The following is a 16,935-nucleotide window of genomic DNA, read 5'->3' as shown; positions in this document are numbered from 1 at the left end:
CACCACCGCCTGACCGCGTCATGCAGCTCAGGTCACGTCGTCGAGCGCGTCGCGAGCGGTGTCGAGGCCCTCGCCCCGGCGACGCCGGACGCGCTCGCGCACCTCTTCGAGGACGGCGACCGTTTCCGCGCCGGCGTCACCCTGCTCGCGTTCGTGATCGGCGTCGAGGTCCTGGATGATGACGGCGAGCTCCGCGTCGAGCATCGCGGCGTCCTGGAGCTCGCCGAACGCCTGCGCGAGGTGCTTCCACTCCTTGCGCTGCTTCTTCGCCTTCGCATCCGGCAGCTCGTCGATGGCCTCGTACCCGTAGCGAACCGACTTCGCCGCCTTGCGGACGTCATGCCACCGCTCGAGCTTCCTCGGCTTCTTCCGCGCCCGCTCCGCACGCTGCTCGACCGTGACGATCGCCCCGCGGGTCAACCGCCGCACCGCGCCGAGGGCACGTCGATCGGCGTCATCCGTGAACGGCGGCGCCGTGATGAACGAGACCAGACGATCGTGGAGGGAATCCCAGCGGTCCGAGTCGACCTCGGCCCTGAACGACGCGAGGGCCGCGCCGTGGCGCTCCGCGAGCACCTGCTCGATGCGAGTTCGAGCTCGCTCCACGGCCTCGAGCCCCGCGTCGAGATCATCCTCCGCGTCGAGCTCCGCCAGGACCAGCTCACGAAGCACCTCGGCATCGCGGGGCGCTCCGAGCACTCCGCCAGCCCATTTCAGCTCGGCGGCAAGCGGCTTGACCGCGTCAGCTTCGAAGAGGGAGCCGAAGACCTTCAGCAGGCTGCGCAGTCGACGCAGCGCGACCCGCGCCTGGTGGACCGCATCCGGGGCATCTCGCCGAGCCCCGTCCTCGTGGGCCTGGAACTCCCCGAAGCGGCCCGCGATCGCGAAGACCACGGCCTCCCCCGCGGTCGCCTGTCCCGTGGGCGCCTGCGCGGCCTCGACTCCGTCGAGCGTGCGCACGAGCTTCGACGTGTGCACGGACGGCGTCAGGCCGGCGTCGAAGAGCACCGCCTCGATCTCGTCGAAGACCCGAGTCGAGGCGCCCTCAGCCAGCTCGACCTCGAACTCCCGCCACTCCAGCGTTCGCTCATCGCCGATGCGAAGGACTCGCGCGCGCACGACGTCCTCGCAGATGAGGGCGGCGAGCGCGTCGTCGTCATCTCTGGCGCCTCCGGCGGACCATGCGCCTCCGCCGCGGACCTCGGTGGTCGTGCGAATCGTCGTCAGCTCGACGAGCGGGAGCACGGGTCGCTCGCCGATGAGCTCGGCGAACTCGGCGCGGAGCTCAGGCGGGATGCGTCGCGGGGCGCCGACGGGCGCGTGGACCTCGATGCGCTCGTCTCCGCTTCGCGGTCGCTTCAGATGCCAGCCCTCGTCGTCCCCGCCGGTCCGGCGCCGCAGCACGCAACGGGCGCCAAGGATGGCGAGCTCTGGGGTGTCGACGTACTCAGCGACGAGCGTCTCGGTGCTGGCTCCACCCGCGCGCAGTCCAGCGCCGAGCTTCGACAGCTCAGGTTCACCAGCCCCCTCGGGGATGTCGTACTTCCGCTCGATCTCCCGCTGCTCGGAGGGCGTCCTGACCCGCTCGCTCTGCGCTTCGATGCTCATTCGAAAAGGCTAGCGCGCTCAACTTGCGAGGAGTCGGACTCGAGCGCGTCAGCGCAGCGCGGCCTTGATCAGCGGGATCTGCAGTGGCAGGCGCGCGACGGAGATCGCGAACGCGGCGAACGAGGATGCGTTCCTCTTGCGGAGCGCGCGACGCCCGAGGTCGACGCTCATCTGCGCGTTCGCGGGCCAGACCGCCAGCAGCACGGCCGCGCTCGCGAGGCCGGCGAGGGGTCGCGTCGAAGGATGCAGGAGCCCGGCCGCGCAGGCGAGCTCGGCGGCCCCCGATGCGACGACCAGCTCGCGTCCGCGCGCTCGCAACGGCTCCGGGATGATCGGCTCGAAGACCGCGGGCTTCACGAGGTGGATGACACCGGAGATGGCGAACGGCAGGACCACGATCCACGGGATCGACCCGTCAGGCCTGGTGGTGCGACGCGTGAGTGACGTGGGCGACATGCCCGCATCCTGCCCGCCGCGGCCGAGAGGCATCCCAGACGCCGTGCGGCGCCGTCGGCTACGTGCCGCGGAGGGCGGTCAGCTCTCCTCTGCGAGGAAGGCGAGGGCCGCCGCCCGGAAGTCACGCGAGCCGGGTGCGTTGAAGTGGTGACGCTCGGGAATCTCGAAGAAGCGAGCCTGTGGCGTCGCGGCCGAGAGCGCCTTCGACCCCTCGATGATGCCGTCGAGCGATCCTGTCGCGAACAGGACCGGCTGCTGCGGGACGCGGCCGAGGTCCGGGTCGGCCTTGCCGGAAGCGCGCATCCCCTCGGCGATCGCGAGGAGCGCACGGAGGTCGTTGCCGCCGACCCGCTCCGTCAGGGCGAGGTAGTTCTGCGTCACCGGGTCCTGCACGGGGGTGCCATTGTCGATGAGCTCGCGTACCTGGCCGATGTCGAGGCGCCCCAGTGGAACTCCGTCGGGAACCCCACCGAGGACGACCCGCGGGATACGGTCGGCGAAGTCCTGCGCGACCTCCCAGCCGACGCGCGCACCGAGCGAGTAGCCGACGTACAGGGCGGTGTCGACGAGGTAGGCGTCGAGCACTGCTTCGACGTCCGAGGCGAGCGTGCGGATGTCGTAGTCGCGGCCCTCGTGGGGCTTGTCGCTCTGCCCGTGCCCACGCTGGTCGAGGCCGAGCACCCGGTAGCCGGCGCGCAGCAGGTCCCGCACCCAGCCCGTCGCGACCCAGTTGTCCTTCGTGCTGGATGCGAAGCCGTGCACGACGATCACGGTCGGCGCGTCCGTGTCACCCCACGTGTAGGTGGCGATGCGGTGGCCGTCGCCGACCATCACGAACTGGGGGTCGGGTAGCACGGTCAGGGCGGCGGGAACGCTAGTCACGTCGTCGATTGTCTCAGGCCGCGAGAGCCCCGCCGCGCACGCCCGCAACGTGGCGACTCGCCGCCGGCTGAGGTCAGTCGATGAGGTCGTGGATCTGGATGATCTCGTCGCGCTTCGGGCCGACGCCGATGGCGGAGATGCGGGCGCCGGAGAGACGCTCGAGCGCCTGCACGTACAGCTGAGCGTTCTGGGGCAGCTCGTCGAAGGTGCGGCAGCCGGAGAGGTCTTCGGTCCATCCGTCGAAGTACTCGTAGATGGGCTTCGCGTGGTGGATGTCCGACTGCGAGACGGGCATCTCGTCGAAGCGGACACCGTCGACGTCGTAGGCGACGCAGACGGGGATGCGCTCGATGCCGCTGAGCACGTCGAGCTTCGTCATCACGAGGTCGGTGACGCCGTTGATGCGTGCCGTGTAGCGGGCGACGGGCACGTCGTACCAGCCCGTGCGGCGCGGGCGGCCCGTGGTGGTGCCGAACTCGCCGCCGCGCGTGCGGAGCAGCTCGCCCCACTCGTCGAACAGCTCGGTCGGGAAGGGACCAGCGCCGACGCGCGTGATGTACGCCTTGACGATGCCGATGATGCGGTTGATCTGGGTCGGGCCGACGCCTGCACCCGTGGACGCACCTCCCGCGGTCGACGAGGACGACGTCACGTACGGGTACGTGCCGTGGTCGACGTCGAGCATCGTCGCCTGGCCGCCCTCGAAGACGACGTTGCGGCCCGCGTTGAGGGCGTCGTACAGCTCGAGCGACGTGTCGCCGACCATGGGGCGGAGGCGCTCGGCGTGGACGAGGAGCGCATCCACGATCTCGTTGACCGTGATCGCTCGGCGGTTGTAGACCTTGACGAGGAGGTGGTTCTTGCCGAAGAGCGCGGCTTCGACCTTCTGGCGGAGGATGTTCTCGTCGAAGAGGTCCTGCACGCGGATGCCGATGCGGTTGATCTTGTCGGCGTAGGCCGGGCCGATGCCGCGGCCGGTCGTGCCGATCTGGCGCTTGCCAAGGAACCGCTCGGTGACCTTGTCGAGGGTGGTGTGGTAGCCCGTGATGAGGTGCGCGTTCGCGGACACGCGCAGCTTCGAGGTGTCGACGCCTCGCGCTTCGAGGTGGTCGATCTCGTGGAAGAGCACGTCGAGGTCGATGACGACTCCGTTGCCGATGACCGGGGTCACGCCTGGCGTGAGGATGCCCGAGGGCAGCAGGTGCAGCGCGTACTTCTCGTTGCCGATCACGACCGTGTGGCCGGCGTTGTTGCCGCCGTTGAACTTCACGACGTAGTCGATGCGGTCGCCGAGGAGGTCGGTCGCCTTGCCCTTGCCCTCGTCGCCCCACTGGCCGCCGATAATCGCTACGCCTGGCATGTGTGCCCCTGTTCTCTGTCGGATCGGCGCAGCTCGCGCCTGTCGTGTGCGTGGCGTCAGCCACGCGGTCGGAATGACCGGCTCGACGGCCCCGCCCTGTTCCCTGCTGGTGTTGCCGTGACTCGAGCTGTCGCGCCGGTGGGCGCCTAGCTGGCCGCGTGCATCCTCTCGATCTCGGTGATCGCCTGAGGGTCGGCGTCGTGCAGCAGATCGGCGAGCCGCTCTGGCTCACCTTCCTCCCCGATCTCCGCCGCGCTTCGCCGAAGCGCGTAGAACGCACGGAGGACTCCCCGGTTGGGCTCGTGCGACCACGGCACCGGGCCCTGCCCGCGCCAGCCCGCCTTGCGGAGGGCGTCGAGGCCGCGGTGGTAGCCGACCCGCGCGTACGCGTAGGAGGCGATGGTGTTGCCGTCGGCGTGCGCCGCATCCGCGAGGGCCGCCCAGGCCAGCGAGGATGCCGGGTGCTTCTCGACGATGGCCGCGAGCGCGGCCTGGTCGTGAGGCAGGTTCGAGAGGTCGTCGACGACCTCTGGCTCAGCAGCGAGGCGTGTCTCGGGGATGCCGAGGAGATTCGTTCCGGTCACGGGCCCGATTCTATCCTGTGGATGTTTCGGGGCGCGGTCGGGGCGGATTGCTGTGGAGAGCGCGCTCCGCTTGCCCGGCGGATCGCCGCGTCTCAGCTCACCGGGAAGATCGCGCAGGTGCTGGTCGCGGTGGCGAGGAGCACGTCTGTCGAGTCTCGAAGCTCCGCCTCGACGAACGCCGCGCGCGCTCCGGACTTCACGACCCGACCGCGAACGCGCACGGGCCCGGTATCCGCCGTCATGGGCCGCAGGAAGCTGACCTTGATCTCCAACGACGTGTAGGCCTGGCCTGGGCGGAGGGTCGTGTGGACAGCGGTGCCGCAGGCGGAGTCGAGCAGGGTGGCGGCGAAGCCGCCGTGCACGGTCCCGATCGGGTTGTAGTGCGTTCGGTCGGGCACCCCCTCGAAGACGACCTCGCCCGCGGCGAAGCTCACGACGGTCATGCCGAAGTGCTGGGCGATGGGAGCGATCTCCGCACCGCTGGCGAGGTGCGCCTGCAGCTGCTCGAGTCCGCTCAACGTTCTTGGGTCGGTCATGTCGCTCCTTTGCGCCATCGCACCCAGGCGGATGCACACAGGGAGCCTCGCACCGATCCTTCAGCCGAACCAGCCGATTGTGCCGAACATCCAAGCGGCCGGGAGCACGCTCGCGACGGTCCTGCGCCTGGCTACCAGGGCATGAAGGTGAAGAAGGACACGGCGACGCCGATCGAGATCGTGGCGCCGACGAAGCAGAGGGCGAGGAGCTCACCTGGCATGACGGTCCGCTGGTAGACATCCCAGTAGCGGTCTTCAGCGCGTCGTCGAGCGTCGGCTACTGCAGTGCGGGTGAGCCTTCGTCGTTGTCCGAGCATATATGTAGCTTATTTAACTAAATAAGATCTGCTCAAGGGTTGACGCCCGCTCATGCGACGGGTATCCCGCGAGCCGACTAGGAGCGATGCACGACCATGACGGGCGCCGCATCCGCCACGCCGTCGACCTCCGGGGCATCGTGAGCGGCGGGCGCTTGGACCGACCCCACCATGCCAGAGAGGAACTTGGCGACGCCATCGAGTTCCTCGGTGCTGAGGGAGTCGACCACCGCGATCATCCGCTTGTGCATGACCCCCAACGTCTCTCGGACTTCGCGGTCAGATTCGACCGTCGGGGCGATGATCGAGGCCCGACGGTCCGTGGGGTGCGGGCGACGCTCGACATGCCCGCTCTTCACGAGTCGGTCAACGAGACCGGTCACCGACGCAGAGGAGATGTTGAGGCGCTGCCCCAGGTCCTTCTGCACCACGACCTTGCCGTGGCGCTGCTGCTGGAGGAGGAAGCGCAGAGCCAGGAGGTCGTTCTCGTTCATGCGCATCGACGACCGTGTCCGCGCACGCATCTTCGCCTCAGCTTCACGGTATTCACGGAGCAGGTTCAGCACGTCGACCGACGTCGCGTGCTGCCCTCCCGTCGGGTACCAGTACCCGGACGAGTGCTCGGCTGGCTTCTGCGCCATGATCCTCCTCGTGCTGGCGCACCGAACGCCAGGAAGCTAGTTCATCAAACTAGCAAAGGTGGATGCGCAACCGGGCACAAAACCCAGATCAAGCACGCACGTGCAGATTGCTTGTCGAGATTTCCGCTCGTGACGCCCCCGGAAGTTCCACGACCGACGGGCGAGCAGCAGTGTCGGTGGGTGGTGAGACTGTTTCGGCAGTGACGGAGAGATCGGCAGTTCAGAGCAGCAGGGACGGGCAGGCATGACGCAGGCAGTACCGAACATCACGGGCAGACTCACGGGGTCGACCGCCCTTATCACGGGCGCCGCCGGCGGCATCGGCAGTGCCACCGCACGCCGACTCGCGGAGGAGGGCGCCAACGTCGTGGCGCTCGACCGAGCGTCATCCGGCGCGCGCCTGGCCGAGGTCGTCGCCGAGGTCACAGCCCTCGGTGTGCGGGCCCTCGCGGTGCACGCGGATGTCACCGAGCAGGCCTCGCTCAATGCGGCGGTCGAGCACGCGGTCGCCGAGCTCGGCGCGTTCGACATCGTCTTCGCGAACGCCGGAGTCATCGGCTCCGGGCTCGCGGAGAACGTCACGGAAGAAGACTGGAACGCGCAGATCGACGTGAACCTGGGCGGTGTGTGGCGCACCCTGAAGGCGGCGATCCCCGTGCTCAAGGCCGAGGGCAGCCCCGGCAGCGTCATCATCACCTCGTCGAGTGCAGGCCTGCGCGCAGCGGGCGGCGGCGGCACGTACGCCGCCGCGAAGCACGGACTCGTCGGGCTCGCCCGGGCGTGGGCGCACGAGCTCGGGCCGTACGGGGTGCGCGTCAACACCATCCATCCCACCGCCGTGGCGACGCCACTCGTCATGAACGACGCCAACCTGCGCGCCTCACGGCCCGACCTCGAGCACCCGACCCCCGACGACGTCCGGGAGCTCTGGAGCCGGGGCAAGCTCCTCGACATCGGCTGGATCGAACCCGTCGACGTCGCCAACGCCGTGCTCTTCCTCGCCTCGCCCGAGGCCCGCTACATCACCGGAATCCAGCTGCCGATCGACGCTGGCTCGACAACGAAATGGGGTTGAACGTGACCGAACTCACCACTGAGATCACCACTGAACTGACGGCAGACGACCGCTGGGGCGTCCAGCAGACGCTCGCGCTCTACGGGCACTTCGTCGACAACGGAGAGTGGGAGCTCCTCGCCACGATCGTCGCAGCGGATGCGCGCCTCGAGACGCAGGCCGGCGAGTTCTCGGGGCCGCCTGGCGTGCGGAGCCTCGAGGAGCAACTCGCCACCTCGCTCGGCGGGCGGCTTCCCTCCCACCACACGCTCAACACCATCGTGCGGCCCGGCGAGAAGCCCGGCACGGCCGTCGCGTGGAGCCGCTACGTGCTCGTCACCTACGAGGCCACGGCCGCGGGCGGCGACTACCTCGACACGCTCGAGAAGCGCGGGGGCACCTGGGTGCTCACGGGCCGCCGAGTCACCGAGCGGAACCGCGAGCGGCCGGGCGGCGAGTACTCGACGGCCGGCGCGGAGACGTTCGCGACGTTCGAGGCGTTCGGGACGTCCGGAACCGAGCGATGACCGGAGCTCCAGCCCCGGTGTCCGCCGAGCACGCCGCCGAGATTCTCGACGTGCTCGCACGCTACGGACAGGTCATCGACAACCGCGACTGGGACCGCTTGAGGCTGGTCTTCACGACCGACTTCTCGTTCGGCACCGGGCCAAGCGCGGTGCGTGGCGACGAGGCGCTCGCGCAGGTCATCAACACGGTGAGGCCCTACCACCCGCACTACACGACCAACACTGTGCTGCATCCGATCGACGGCGAGACGATCAAGGCGTGGTCGAAGTTCCTCCTCGTCCGCACCGACGGCACGACCGCGAGCGGGGACTACATCGACACGTTCGTGCGCACCCCGGCCGGCTGGCGCATCCGCGTTCGCGACGTCAGCCGCGGCGCACGCCCACCGAGCGACCCGGGCGGCGCATCCACCCGCACCTTCACCTCAGCGCATTGGCGGGCAGCCGCCAGTTGAGGATCTCGGCGGCCGGGAGCCGGAGCATCAGTCGATGCAGGGGCCCTCATGATCGAAGTGGACCCCGCGCAACTGGCACGACGCCGACTCTTGATCGCTGCGATCGACGCCCGTCTTGCCAGAGAAGTCCATCACGATGAAGTGCGACTGCGCGCCGTCGGCGAGCCCTTCGGCGAACTCGGTCGCCCCGTCACGCGTCGCGAAGCGGTAGTAGTCGGCCTGGTCCGTCGACCATGCTTCGACGCAGTCGACCTCGTCGCCGCAGGCCGACTCCGTGATCTCCACGGGGTTGCTCGCGTAGTCCGGGCCCGTGTACTCCGCGTCAATCACCGCTTGCCTGATCGTGAGCCCGTACTGCGGGATGAGGATCGAGCATCCGCTCACCGCGAGCAGCGCGCCGACGCCGACGCACACGGCCCCGACAGATCTGCCCCTGACGGCCACCGCGTTCACGCTCCGTCCGGCCGCTGCGCATCCGGATGCTTCGTGTCCGGATGCTCCGACCCCGATGGCACGCTCGTCGCGCCTGGCTGGTCGCTGTCGCCCGAGGCGGGGACGTGCGCGGTCCAACCGAAGTCGGACTGGACGCCGAGCGGAACGTACGTCGTCGAGTACCGTGCCGGCCCCGTGCCCTCGAACAGCGCCGCCCGCGCCTGAGCCGCTGCGGCTGACATCCCACCCTCGTCGTCACTGTCGTCGCCGATCCCGTCAGGCTCGCTGCCGTCGCCGAGGAGCCGACGCGTGAGGGCGGACTGCGCCGACATGAGCTCGTCGAGTTCGTGGAGCAGGATGTCGTCGTCGACCTCGACGCCCTTCCTCGCCGCGGTGAGCACTGCCCGCCGGACGAGTTCTTTCGAGAACGAGCCGGTGGTCTGCTCGGCGCGTTGCGCCGCCTCAGCCAGCGCCGCCTCGCTGAACGGCAGCCCCGCCGCGTACTTCTCGAGCAGGCGGAAGCGCTCCGGCCCGCCGGGCAGCGCGATCTCCACGGCGAGGTCGACGCGACCCGGCCGGGAGACGAGAGCACGCTCGAGCACCTGCACGCGGTTCGTCGTCATGATGAAGGCGACATCGGCGTCGCCGTCCAGCCCGTCAAGCGCGTCGAGCACTTCGAACAGCAGCGGCTGGGGCGAGGCGTGCCGTTCCATGGCGACGAGGTCGATGTCCTCGAGCACGACGATGGACGGCTGCAGGGTGCGGGCCAGTTCCGCGGCCGCGCTGATGTGCTGGATGCTCGACCCGGTCAACAGCACGGCGGTCACCCCCTCCGTGCGGCTGAGGAGGTGCCTGACGGTGAGCGTCTTGCCGGTCCCGGGCGGACCGTAGAGCAGCACGCCACGTTTCAGGTGCTGGCCCGCGGCGAGCAGGACCTCGCGCTGGCGTCCGATCTCGATGACGTGCGCGACCACGGACTCGAGCACGCCGAACGGCAGGATGACATCGCCCTCGGCGACGTCCGGCCGCTCCAAGAACGTCGCACCGGCATCCATCCGGAAGTCGCTGCTCTCGAAGGCCAGCACCTTGCCGCGCAGGACGCTGCGCTCGACCATGAGCGAGCGCACCTCACCGAGCAGCTCGGAGACGAGCGCCGGCTCGGCGGTGGTGAGCACCTCGAGCTGGCTCTGCGGCCGCCCCATGTCGGGACGGGATGCGCGCTGCATGATCACGACCCGCGCCCCGCGGTAGGAGAGGAGTCGGGCACCGAAGCTCACGACCTGCCTGGTGGTCTTCGGCCCGGTCGCCTTCTCGGCGAACTCGGCCGGGCCCGGCTTGAAGGGGAGGTGAGGGCTCGAGATGAGCTCGGCGAGTCCGGCGTGCGCATGGGCCGAACCACCCGCGACACCGACGAGGCGAGCCTCCCCGCGGCCGGCGATCTCCTCGAGTGCGATGTCGGCGTCGACGATTCGGTAGCTCGCGAACTCCTCGACGACCACAGGGAGCGCCTCGGCATCCGCACCGAGGAAGTCGCTCAGCTCCTCGCCGAACGGCGTTCGCTGCACCCTCGCGTCTGGCGGCGTCTCGTTGACCCGCTCGAGGAACCGCTTGAAGGAGCGGAGGAAATCCGCGTCCGCCTGCGGCTGTCCGTCTGCGGGTCGAATGCCAGCGCCGGACTCGTGTGGCTCGCTCATGCCATCCCCTCACCAGCGGGCTCGTCCCGCCGCTCGCGAGCCTAGGGCGGCCGTGCTGAACGGGCGCTTCGGGAACACCCCCTCCGAGCATCCGGCATGCCACGACCTAAATGAACGATATTCAGTTAATTCGACGCGAACCCTGGGTTTCCAAGGCCACATCTCCTAGGCTTCACCCAATCGCGCGATGCTGCGCGCACGCATCCAATGTCTGGAGTGAGTTTGAGCACCTACGTAGTTGTGAACCCAGCGACCGGCGAGCAGGGAGAGGAATTCCCGCTCGTCACCGAGGACGGCATCGAGACTGCACTGCAGAGCCTCGATAACGCGTACCGCACGTGGTCGAAGCCCAGCACCGTCGCAGAGCGCGCCGCCCTCATGCGCCGTGCTGCCGAGCTGCACCGCGAGCGCCGCGAGGAGCTCGCCCAGATCATCACCCGCGAGATGGGCAAGCCCATGGAGCAGTCGTACGGCGAGGTCGACTTCAGCGCCGACATCCTGCAGTACTACGCCGACAACGCGGAGAACTTCCTGAAGGACGCCCCGATCGAGCTGCTCGGCGGCGAGGGAACCGCCCTCATCCGGCGCTCGGCCATCGGGCCCCTCCTCGGCATCATGCCGTGGAACTTCCCGTACTACCAGGTCGCCCGCTTCGCCGGCCCGAACCTCGTGCTCGGCAACCCGATCCTGCTGAAACACGCCGGGCAGTGCCCCGAGTCGGCGACTGCGCTCGAGCAGATCTTCGCGGATGCGGGCTTCCCGACGGGCGCGTACGTCAACATCTTCGCCACCAACGAGCAGATCGCCGACATCATCGCCGACGACCGCATCCACGGCGTCTCGCTGACCGGTTCCGAGCGTGCCGGAGCGGCCGTCGCCGAGATCGCAGGGCGCAACCTCAAGAAGGTCGTGCTCGAGCTCGGCGGGTCTGACCCGTTCATCCTGCTCAGCACCGACAGCGTCGACGAGGCCGTCGAGGCCGCGGTCGCCGCCCGCCTCGACAACTCCGGCCAGGCCTGCAACGGGGCGAAGCGCATGATCGTCATCGACTCGCTCTACGACGAGTTCGCCGAGAAGTTCACGGCCGCGATGACCTCCGTGGCGCCCGTCGACCCGACCAAGGACGACGCCGAGCTCGGCCCGCTCTCCTCGGCACCCGCCACGAAGAACCTCGCGGAGCAGGTCGAACGCGCGGTCGCTCAGGGCGCGCAGCTGCTCGGAGGCGGCGGTCACGACGGCAACTTCTTCGAGTCGACGGTGCTCGCCGGCGTCACGCCCGACAACGACGCCTACACCGAGGAGTTCTTCGGCCCCGTCGCGGCGCTCTACAAGGTCAGCAGCGAAGAGGAGGCCATCGAACTCGCCAACGCGACCCCGTTCGGCCTCGGCTCGTACCTCTTCACGACCGACCAGGAGCAGGCGCAGCGCGTTGCCGACGCCATCGAGGCCGGCATGGTCTACATCAACGGCGTCGGCCTCGACAGCCCAGAGCTGCCGTTCGGCGGCGTGAAGCGCTCTGGCTTCGGCCGCGAGCTCGGCTCGCTCGGCATCGAGGAGTTCGTCAACAAGAAGCTCATCCGCCAGGTCAAGTAGTCCTGGTCGACCGGGAGCCCCTCGGGCCGGAGTTCGCCTCCGCCGGAGGGGCTCTTCCGCTCCCTCGAGCGACATTGTCGGTGGCACCTCCTAGCGTGTGAGCATGCTTGAACTCCTCGCCATCGAGAACTACCGGTCCATCAAGAGCGTCACGGTGGCACTCGAACGCCTCAACGTCATCACCGGCGCGAACGGCAGCGGCAAGTCGAACCTTTACCGAGCCCTGCGCCTGCTGCACGACATCATCCGCGAGGGCGCCCTGTCGTCGCTCGCGATGGAAGGCGGGCTGCGGGCTGCACTGCACGCGGGCAAGCGCTCCCGTGGCACGCCCGTCACCCTCAAGCTCGGCCTGCGCACCTCGACCGCCTCGTACGCGACCGACCTCGGCATGCCGCAAAGCGAGCACCCGAGGCCCCTGCAGAACTTCGCGATCGACCTGGGCATCCCCGTCATCTCGGACTTCCCGTTCGACCCGGTCGTGAAGAGCGAGCTCGTCTGGTCGAGTGAGCTGCTGCGGCCCTCCACGACCCTCGTCGAACGGCGAGGCAACCTCGTCAAGGTGCGTGACGCCAACTTCAAGCTGGTGCGTGCCGAGTGGAGCGTGCGCGAGGCCGAGTCGATGCTCGCCACCCTCGCCGACCCGTCGACGGCGCCCGAGCTCTACGCGCTCCGGGAGTCGGCGCGCGGCTGGCGCTTCCTCGACTACCTCCGGACCGACGCGGCAGCCCCGGCGAGGCTGCCGAGCCCCGCGACCTTCACCCCAGTGCTGCCGGATGACGGCTCGCGCCTGCCCGCGGCCCTCGCGACGGTGCAGCGGGTCGGCAACGCGAGAGCGTTCCACGCCGCCATCGATGCCGCCTTCCCCGGTTCCCGGGTGGGCATCGAGGAAGACGCGTCCGGCATGGCCCGGCTCGTCATGTCGCAACCCGGCCTCGCAAGGCCGCTCGACGCCCGCGAGCTGTCCGACGGCACGCTGCGGATGATCCTCCTCGCCACCGCCCTGCTGTCGCCCCGCATGCCCGAGCTGCTGGTGCTCAACGAGCCGGAGGCGAGCCTCCACCCGAGCCTCCTCCCGACGCTCGCGGGCCTCATCCGCAGCGCATCCGAGCAGACGCAGGTCATCGTCGTCACGCACTCGCTGCCGCTCGTCGAGGGCCTCCGCGACGACGCGAACATCATCGAGCTCGAGAAGGAGGCGGGCTCGACGAGCATCCGCGACCAACTCCAGTTCGAGGGTCCGCAGTGGGTGTGGCCGAAGCGCTGAACGCGCTCCTACACTCAGTTACTTCGCCTCGCCGTAGCTGTCGACGACGTGCGCCACCACGGGGAAGGTGACCTGGCTGCCCGAGAAGAGGAGTCGTCCGGCCTCGGCGGCTGCCGCGACGACCTCAGCCGCTGCACGGTCTGCCAGCTCGGCGGGCGCGTGCACCACTACCTCGTCGTGCAGGAAGTACGCCAGGTGCGGGCTGCGCTCGAGCGGCGCATCCACAACCGATCCAACTCCGAGTCGGGCCAGCCGCTGCCGGATGCCGGCCATCCAGGTGAGCGCCCACTCGGCGGCCGTGCCCTGCACGATGAAGTTGCGGGTGAAGCGTCCGAAGTCGCGCGGCGAGAACTCGGCGGGCGGCCACGGAGACGTTCGTCCGAGCCAGGTGTGCACCTGCTGTCCCCGTTCCCCAGAGCGGGCGGCCGAAGCGACGAGCGCCATCGCGTGCGGGTAGGCGCGCTCGAGGCCCGGCAACAGGATCGCGCTCTGCCCGCTCGTCGCGCCGTACATCGCGCCGAGCATCGCCACCTTCGCACTATCGCGGTCGGGTACGACGCCCCGATCTACGAACGCGGTGTACATGTCGCGCTGCGCGCCCGCTCTTGCCATGGCCTCATCGCCGGACATGGCAGCAAGGATGCGCGGCTCGAGCTGCGCCGCATCGGCCACGATGAGCTTCCAACCCGGGTCGGCCACGACCGCGCTGCGGATCTCCTTGGGGAGCTGCATGGCCCCGCCGCCGCTGGTCGCCCAGCGTCCCGTCACGACGCCACCCGGAACGTAGTCGGGCCGGAAGCGTCCGCCATGGATCCACTCGTCGCGCCAGGTCCATCCGTTCGCCGTGAACAGCCGATGCAGACGCTTGTAGTGCAGGAGCGCCTCGACGACCGGATGGTCCTTGCCCCACAGCTCCCACTTGCTGGTGCTTGCCACGTCGAGCCCGGCGCGGCGCAGTGCAGCGAGCAGGTCCTTGGGAGAATCGACGTTGAGGGTCGGCTCGTCCAGCGCGGAGCGCACCACCGATGCCGCGGCCTCGAGCTTCGCGGGCCTGCCGCCAGCGCCCCGCGACCCCAGCGCCTCCACGAGGACACGCTCGTGGCGCTCGACGCTGAACGGCATGCCAGCAGCCCGGAGCTCCGCCGCGACCAGGGCTCCCGCGCTCTCGACCCCGACGAGGAACGCGAGCGCACCCTTCCGGGATCCCCCGTGGTTCGCGGCCTCCAGGGCCGCGAGCTGCGCTTCGAAGAGCTCGCGGGTCGCGGCGGGCGTGCCCGGGTTCTCGGCGTCGAGGTCGAAGAGGCCCTCGCCCGGGTGAGACCCGCCTCGCGCGTCCGCCACATCGAGGCTCGCATCGAGATAGCCGGCTGTGATGAGGATGCGGCCCGCGAGCCGAAGGTCGTGGCACCGGCCCACCCGTACCCCGTGGGCGAGCAGCCGGGGCACGATGTCCTGGCTGTTCCACACCCAGCGAATCGGGTCGCCTGCTGGGGCCGACCGCTCGCACTCGGACACCAGCTGCGCGAGCCCGATGGCGTCCGGGACGATCCGCACGCGAGGGGCGTGCGAGGAAGCAGCGTCGGCGGTGGGTGCGGCGTCGCGTCGATCTTCGAGCGCGAAGCCGCGCTCGAGCGACGTGACCAGGATGTGCATCCGTTCATTGTGGGGCAGACCACGGACGAGATCCGCCTCGAAGCCGCGCCCTTGCGCAATTCCCCGGGTCTGCGCCATTCCACAACAACGCCAGGCACGCTGACCACATGGAAACGAAACCGGTGTCCCCCGCCGGAGCGTCGACCGAGAGCCTGGAGAACGTCACGCGCAGCGTCGCGCGAGACGGCACGAGCTACGTCGTCACGCTCGAGCGCACCTTCCCGACCTCGGCTGAAGCCGTGTGGACGTCGTGCACAACACCAGAGGGCCTCTCGCGCTGGTTCGAACCCGCCGACGGCGAGCTCGCCGAGGGCGGGAGGTACCGGCTGACCGCCAGCGGCACATCCGGCACCATCGAGCACTGCCAGCCGCACACGGAGCTCCGCGTGACGTGGGAGTACGACGGCGACGTCAGCCGAGTCCGCCTGACACTCGACCCCGCCGGACCGGGCACTCGCCTGACGCTGCACCACACGGTGCCGGACAACGAGCACTGGGCTCAATACGGCCCGGCCGCCACCGGCATCGGCTGGGACGGCGCCCTCCTCGCCCTCGCACTCGCTCTCGGCGACTCCGGCACCGACGTGCAGGCGGCTCTCTCCGCCTTCAACGACACTGCGGAGGGCAAGCGCTTCATCGAGTCCGCGGCCGACCGCTGGTGCACCGCCCACCTCAGCGCCGGTGCCGACCCCGACGACGCACACCACTCCGCGGCCCGCACCGCCTCCTTCTACCTGGGCGACGAATAGCCACACGGGCTGCGCACGACACGCGACCGCCCGCCGGTGGGAACACCTGACGGGGCTCGTCGGTTGCATCCAAGGTGACTGTTCCTCTCTCCATCCTTGACCTCGCCCCCATCGCCCCTGGCCAGACCGTCAGGGAAAGCTTCCAAGCGAGCGTCGAGCTCGCCCAGGCCGCCGAGCGATCCGGGTACCGCCGCGTCTGGTACGCCGAGCACCACAACATGCCCACGATCGCGTCGAGCGCGACGAGCGTCCTCATCGGGCACATCGCGTCGCAGACCTCCACGATCCGGCTCGGGGCCGGCGGCGTCATGCTCCCCAACCACTCCCCGCTGGTCATCGCCGAGCAGTTCGGCACCCTCGCGACCCTGTATCCGGACCGCATCGACCTCGGACTCGGGCGCGCCCCCGGCAGTGACCAGGCGACGTTCCGGGCCCTGCGCCGCTCCCCCGCGTCCGCGAACGAGTTCCCGCAGGACGTTCTCGAGCTGCAGGCCTTCCTCCGCGGTGAGTCGACCATCCCGGGCGTGCAGGCAGTGCCAGGTGGGGGCACGAACATGCCCCTCTACATCCTCGGATCCAGCCTCTTCGGCGCGCAACTCGCGGCGCAGCTCGGACTGCCGTACGCGTTCGCGTCGCACTTCGCGCCAGACCAGCTCTTCCAGGCCGTGGCCCTGTATCGCGAGCGCTTCCAGCCGTCGGAGCAGCTCGAGGCACCCCACCTGATCGTGGGCGTCAACGTCGTCGCGGCACTCGACGCGGTTGAAGCGCAGGAGCAGTTCACTCGCTCCAGGAGGTCCCGCCTCCGCAGCGTTCTCCTCCGAGGACCCAACTCCGACTTCACGGACGAGCAGATGGACCAGATCCTGGCGAGCCCCCAGGGGCAGCAGATCGCGAACATGATGCGCTACACGGCCGTCGGCACCGGGCCGGAGGTGCGGGACTATCTCACGGAGTTCGCCGAGACGACCGGCGCCGACGAGCTGATCATCGGACACGGCGCGCTGCAGAGCGCCGACCGCGTCCGGTCGCTCGAGATCACCGCGGAGGCGATGCGCGCATCCCAGCCGCTCGAGAACGCCGACAGGTAGCCCGACCGGCGGTGCAGGGCGGCTGCGCAGGGCGGTAGCGTC

The 16,935-nt window shown here is 69.5% G+C and carries 18 protein-coding genes; 7 read left to right on the top strand and 11 right to left on the bottom strand.

The window, feature by feature from the left end; genetic code table 11:
* Window positions 1-27 precede the first annotated feature (27 nt).
* The 8 genes from HDC34_RS03700 to HDC34_RS03665 all read right to left on the bottom strand — a co-directional run bounded on the left by HDC34_RS03700 (window position 28) and on the right by HDC34_RS03665 (window position 6,384).
* Window positions 28-1,608 carry a CYTH and CHAD domain-containing protein gene (locus HDC34_RS03700; RefSeq protein WP_179555907.1) on the bottom strand — a complete coding sequence of 527 codons (1,581 nt, stop codon included), beginning with the start codon at window positions 1,606-1,608 and terminating at the stop codon, window positions 28-30.
* A gap of 48 nt (window positions 1,609-1,656) precedes the next feature.
* On the bottom strand, window positions 1,657-2,064 hold the full coding sequence (locus HDC34_RS03695) for a DoxX family protein (RefSeq protein WP_179555906.1): 408 nt from the start codon (window positions 2,062-2,064) through the stop codon (window positions 1,657-1,659).
* 78 nt (window positions 2,065-2,142) lie between these two features.
* Window positions 2,143-2,946, bottom strand: a complete 804-nt coding sequence (locus tag HDC34_RS03690) for an alpha/beta hydrolase (RefSeq protein ID WP_308807258.1) — start codon at window positions 2,944-2,946, stop codon at window positions 2,143-2,145.
* A 73-nt stretch (window positions 2,947-3,019) separates the two neighbouring features.
* The gene (locus HDC34_RS03685; RefSeq protein ID WP_179555905.1) at window positions 3,020-4,306 is read right to left on the bottom strand and encodes an adenylosuccinate synthase; all 1,287 of its coding nucleotides are present in this window, start codon (window positions 4,304-4,306) and stop codon (window positions 3,020-3,022) included.
* A gap of 146 nt (window positions 4,307-4,452) precedes the next feature.
* Complete coding sequence (locus HDC34_RS03680; RefSeq protein WP_179555904.1) at window positions 4,453-4,890, bottom strand: DUF3151 domain-containing protein; 438 nt, start codon at window positions 4,888-4,890, stop codon at window positions 4,453-4,455.
* Between the two features lie 92 nt (window positions 4,891-4,982).
* Window positions 4,983-5,426 (bottom strand): PaaI family thioesterase, encoded by a 444-nt coding sequence (locus HDC34_RS03675; protein WP_249312679.1) that lies wholly within the window; start codon window positions 5,424-5,426, stop codon window positions 4,983-4,985.
* A gap of 131 nt (window positions 5,427-5,557) precedes the next feature.
* Entirely contained in the window at window positions 5,558-5,743 is a 186-nt protein-coding gene (locus tag HDC34_RS03670; protein WP_179555902.1) for a hypothetical protein, read from the bottom strand.
* 77 nt (window positions 5,744-5,820) lie between these two features.
* Window positions 5,821-6,384, bottom strand: a complete 564-nt coding sequence (locus HDC34_RS03665; protein WP_179555901.1) for a MarR family winged helix-turn-helix transcriptional regulator — start codon at window positions 6,382-6,384, stop codon at window positions 5,821-5,823.
* Between the two features lie 244 nt (window positions 6,385-6,628).
* Between HDC34_RS03665 and HDC34_RS03660 the strand changes: the two genes are divergently transcribed.
* From HDC34_RS03660 to HDC34_RS03650, 3 genes are read left to right on the top strand one after another with little or no spacing between them, the layout of a single operon-like run.
* A complete protein-coding gene (locus tag HDC34_RS03660) occupies window positions 6,629-7,459 on the top strand; it encodes an SDR family oxidoreductase (RefSeq protein ID WP_218854879.1) in 831 nt (276 codons plus the stop codon).
* A 2-nt stretch (window positions 7,460-7,461) separates the two neighbouring features.
* A complete protein-coding gene (locus tag HDC34_RS03655) occupies window positions 7,462-7,965 on the top strand; it encodes a nuclear transport factor 2 family protein (protein WP_179555900.1) in 504 nt (167 codons plus the stop codon).
* On the top strand, window positions 7,962-8,420 hold the full coding sequence (locus tag HDC34_RS03650) for a nuclear transport factor 2 family protein (protein WP_179555899.1): 459 nt from the start codon (window positions 7,962-7,964) through the stop codon (window positions 8,418-8,420). Before HDC34_RS03655 ends, HDC34_RS03650 begins: the two co-directional genes overlap by 4 nt.
* 27 nt (window positions 8,421-8,447) lie before the next feature.
* Here the strand turns inward: HDC34_RS03650 and HDC34_RS03645 are convergent, their stop codons facing one another.
* A complete protein-coding gene (locus tag HDC34_RS03645) occupies window positions 8,448-8,864 on the bottom strand; it encodes a hypothetical protein (RefSeq protein WP_179555898.1) in 417 nt (138 codons plus the stop codon).
* A gap of 5 nt (window positions 8,865-8,869) precedes the next feature.
* Window positions 8,870-10,546: an AAA family ATPase gene (locus HDC34_RS03640; RefSeq protein WP_179555897.1), complete on the bottom strand. Its 1,677-nt coding sequence runs from the start codon at window positions 10,544-10,546 to the stop codon at window positions 8,870-8,872.
* Window positions 10,547-10,768: 222 nt separating this feature from the next.
* Here HDC34_RS03640 and HDC34_RS03635 point away from each other — a divergent pair, with 222 nt between their 5' ends.
* Window positions 10,769-12,139, top strand: coding sequence for an NAD-dependent succinate-semialdehyde dehydrogenase (locus HDC34_RS03635; protein ID WP_179555896.1), 1,371 nt, complete (start codon window positions 10,769-10,771; stop codon window positions 12,137-12,139).
* Between the two features lie 103 nt (window positions 12,140-12,242).
* Window positions 12,243-13,403 (top strand): AAA family ATPase, encoded by a 1,161-nt coding sequence (locus HDC34_RS03630; RefSeq protein ID WP_179555895.1) that lies wholly within the window; start codon window positions 12,243-12,245, stop codon window positions 13,401-13,403.
* A gap of 18 nt (window positions 13,404-13,421) precedes the next feature.
* On the opposite strand, the gene HDC34_RS03625 is transcribed toward HDC34_RS03630, so the two are convergent.
* Entirely contained in the window at window positions 13,422-15,056 is a 1,635-nt protein-coding gene (locus HDC34_RS03625) for a bifunctional 3'-5' exonuclease/DNA polymerase (protein ID WP_179555894.1), read from the bottom strand.
* A gap of 107 nt (window positions 15,057-15,163) precedes the next feature.
* On the opposite strand from HDC34_RS03625, the gene HDC34_RS03620 reads away from it, so the two are divergent.
* Together HDC34_RS03620 and HDC34_RS03615 are read left to right on the top strand one after the other, a co-directional pair.
* Window positions 15,164-15,805 carry an SRPBCC domain-containing protein gene (locus HDC34_RS03620; protein ID WP_179555893.1) on the top strand — a complete coding sequence of 214 codons (642 nt, stop codon included), beginning with the start codon at window positions 15,164-15,166 and terminating at the stop codon, window positions 15,803-15,805.
* A gap of 74 nt (window positions 15,806-15,879) precedes the next feature.
* The gene (locus HDC34_RS03615) at window positions 15,880-16,893 is read left to right on the top strand and encodes an LLM class flavin-dependent oxidoreductase (protein ID WP_179555892.1); all 1,014 of its coding nucleotides are present in this window, start codon (window positions 15,880-15,882) and stop codon (window positions 16,891-16,893) included.
* Window positions 16,894-16,935 lie beyond the last annotated feature (42 nt).

This window comes from Pseudoclavibacter sp. JAI123 (assembly GCF_013409665.1).
Lineage (GTDB): Bacteria > Actinomycetota > Actinomycetes > Actinomycetales > Microbacteriaceae > Pseudoclavibacter.
Note: the sequence above shows the minus strand (reverse complement) of the source record. Positions and strands in the feature narration are given on the sequence as shown.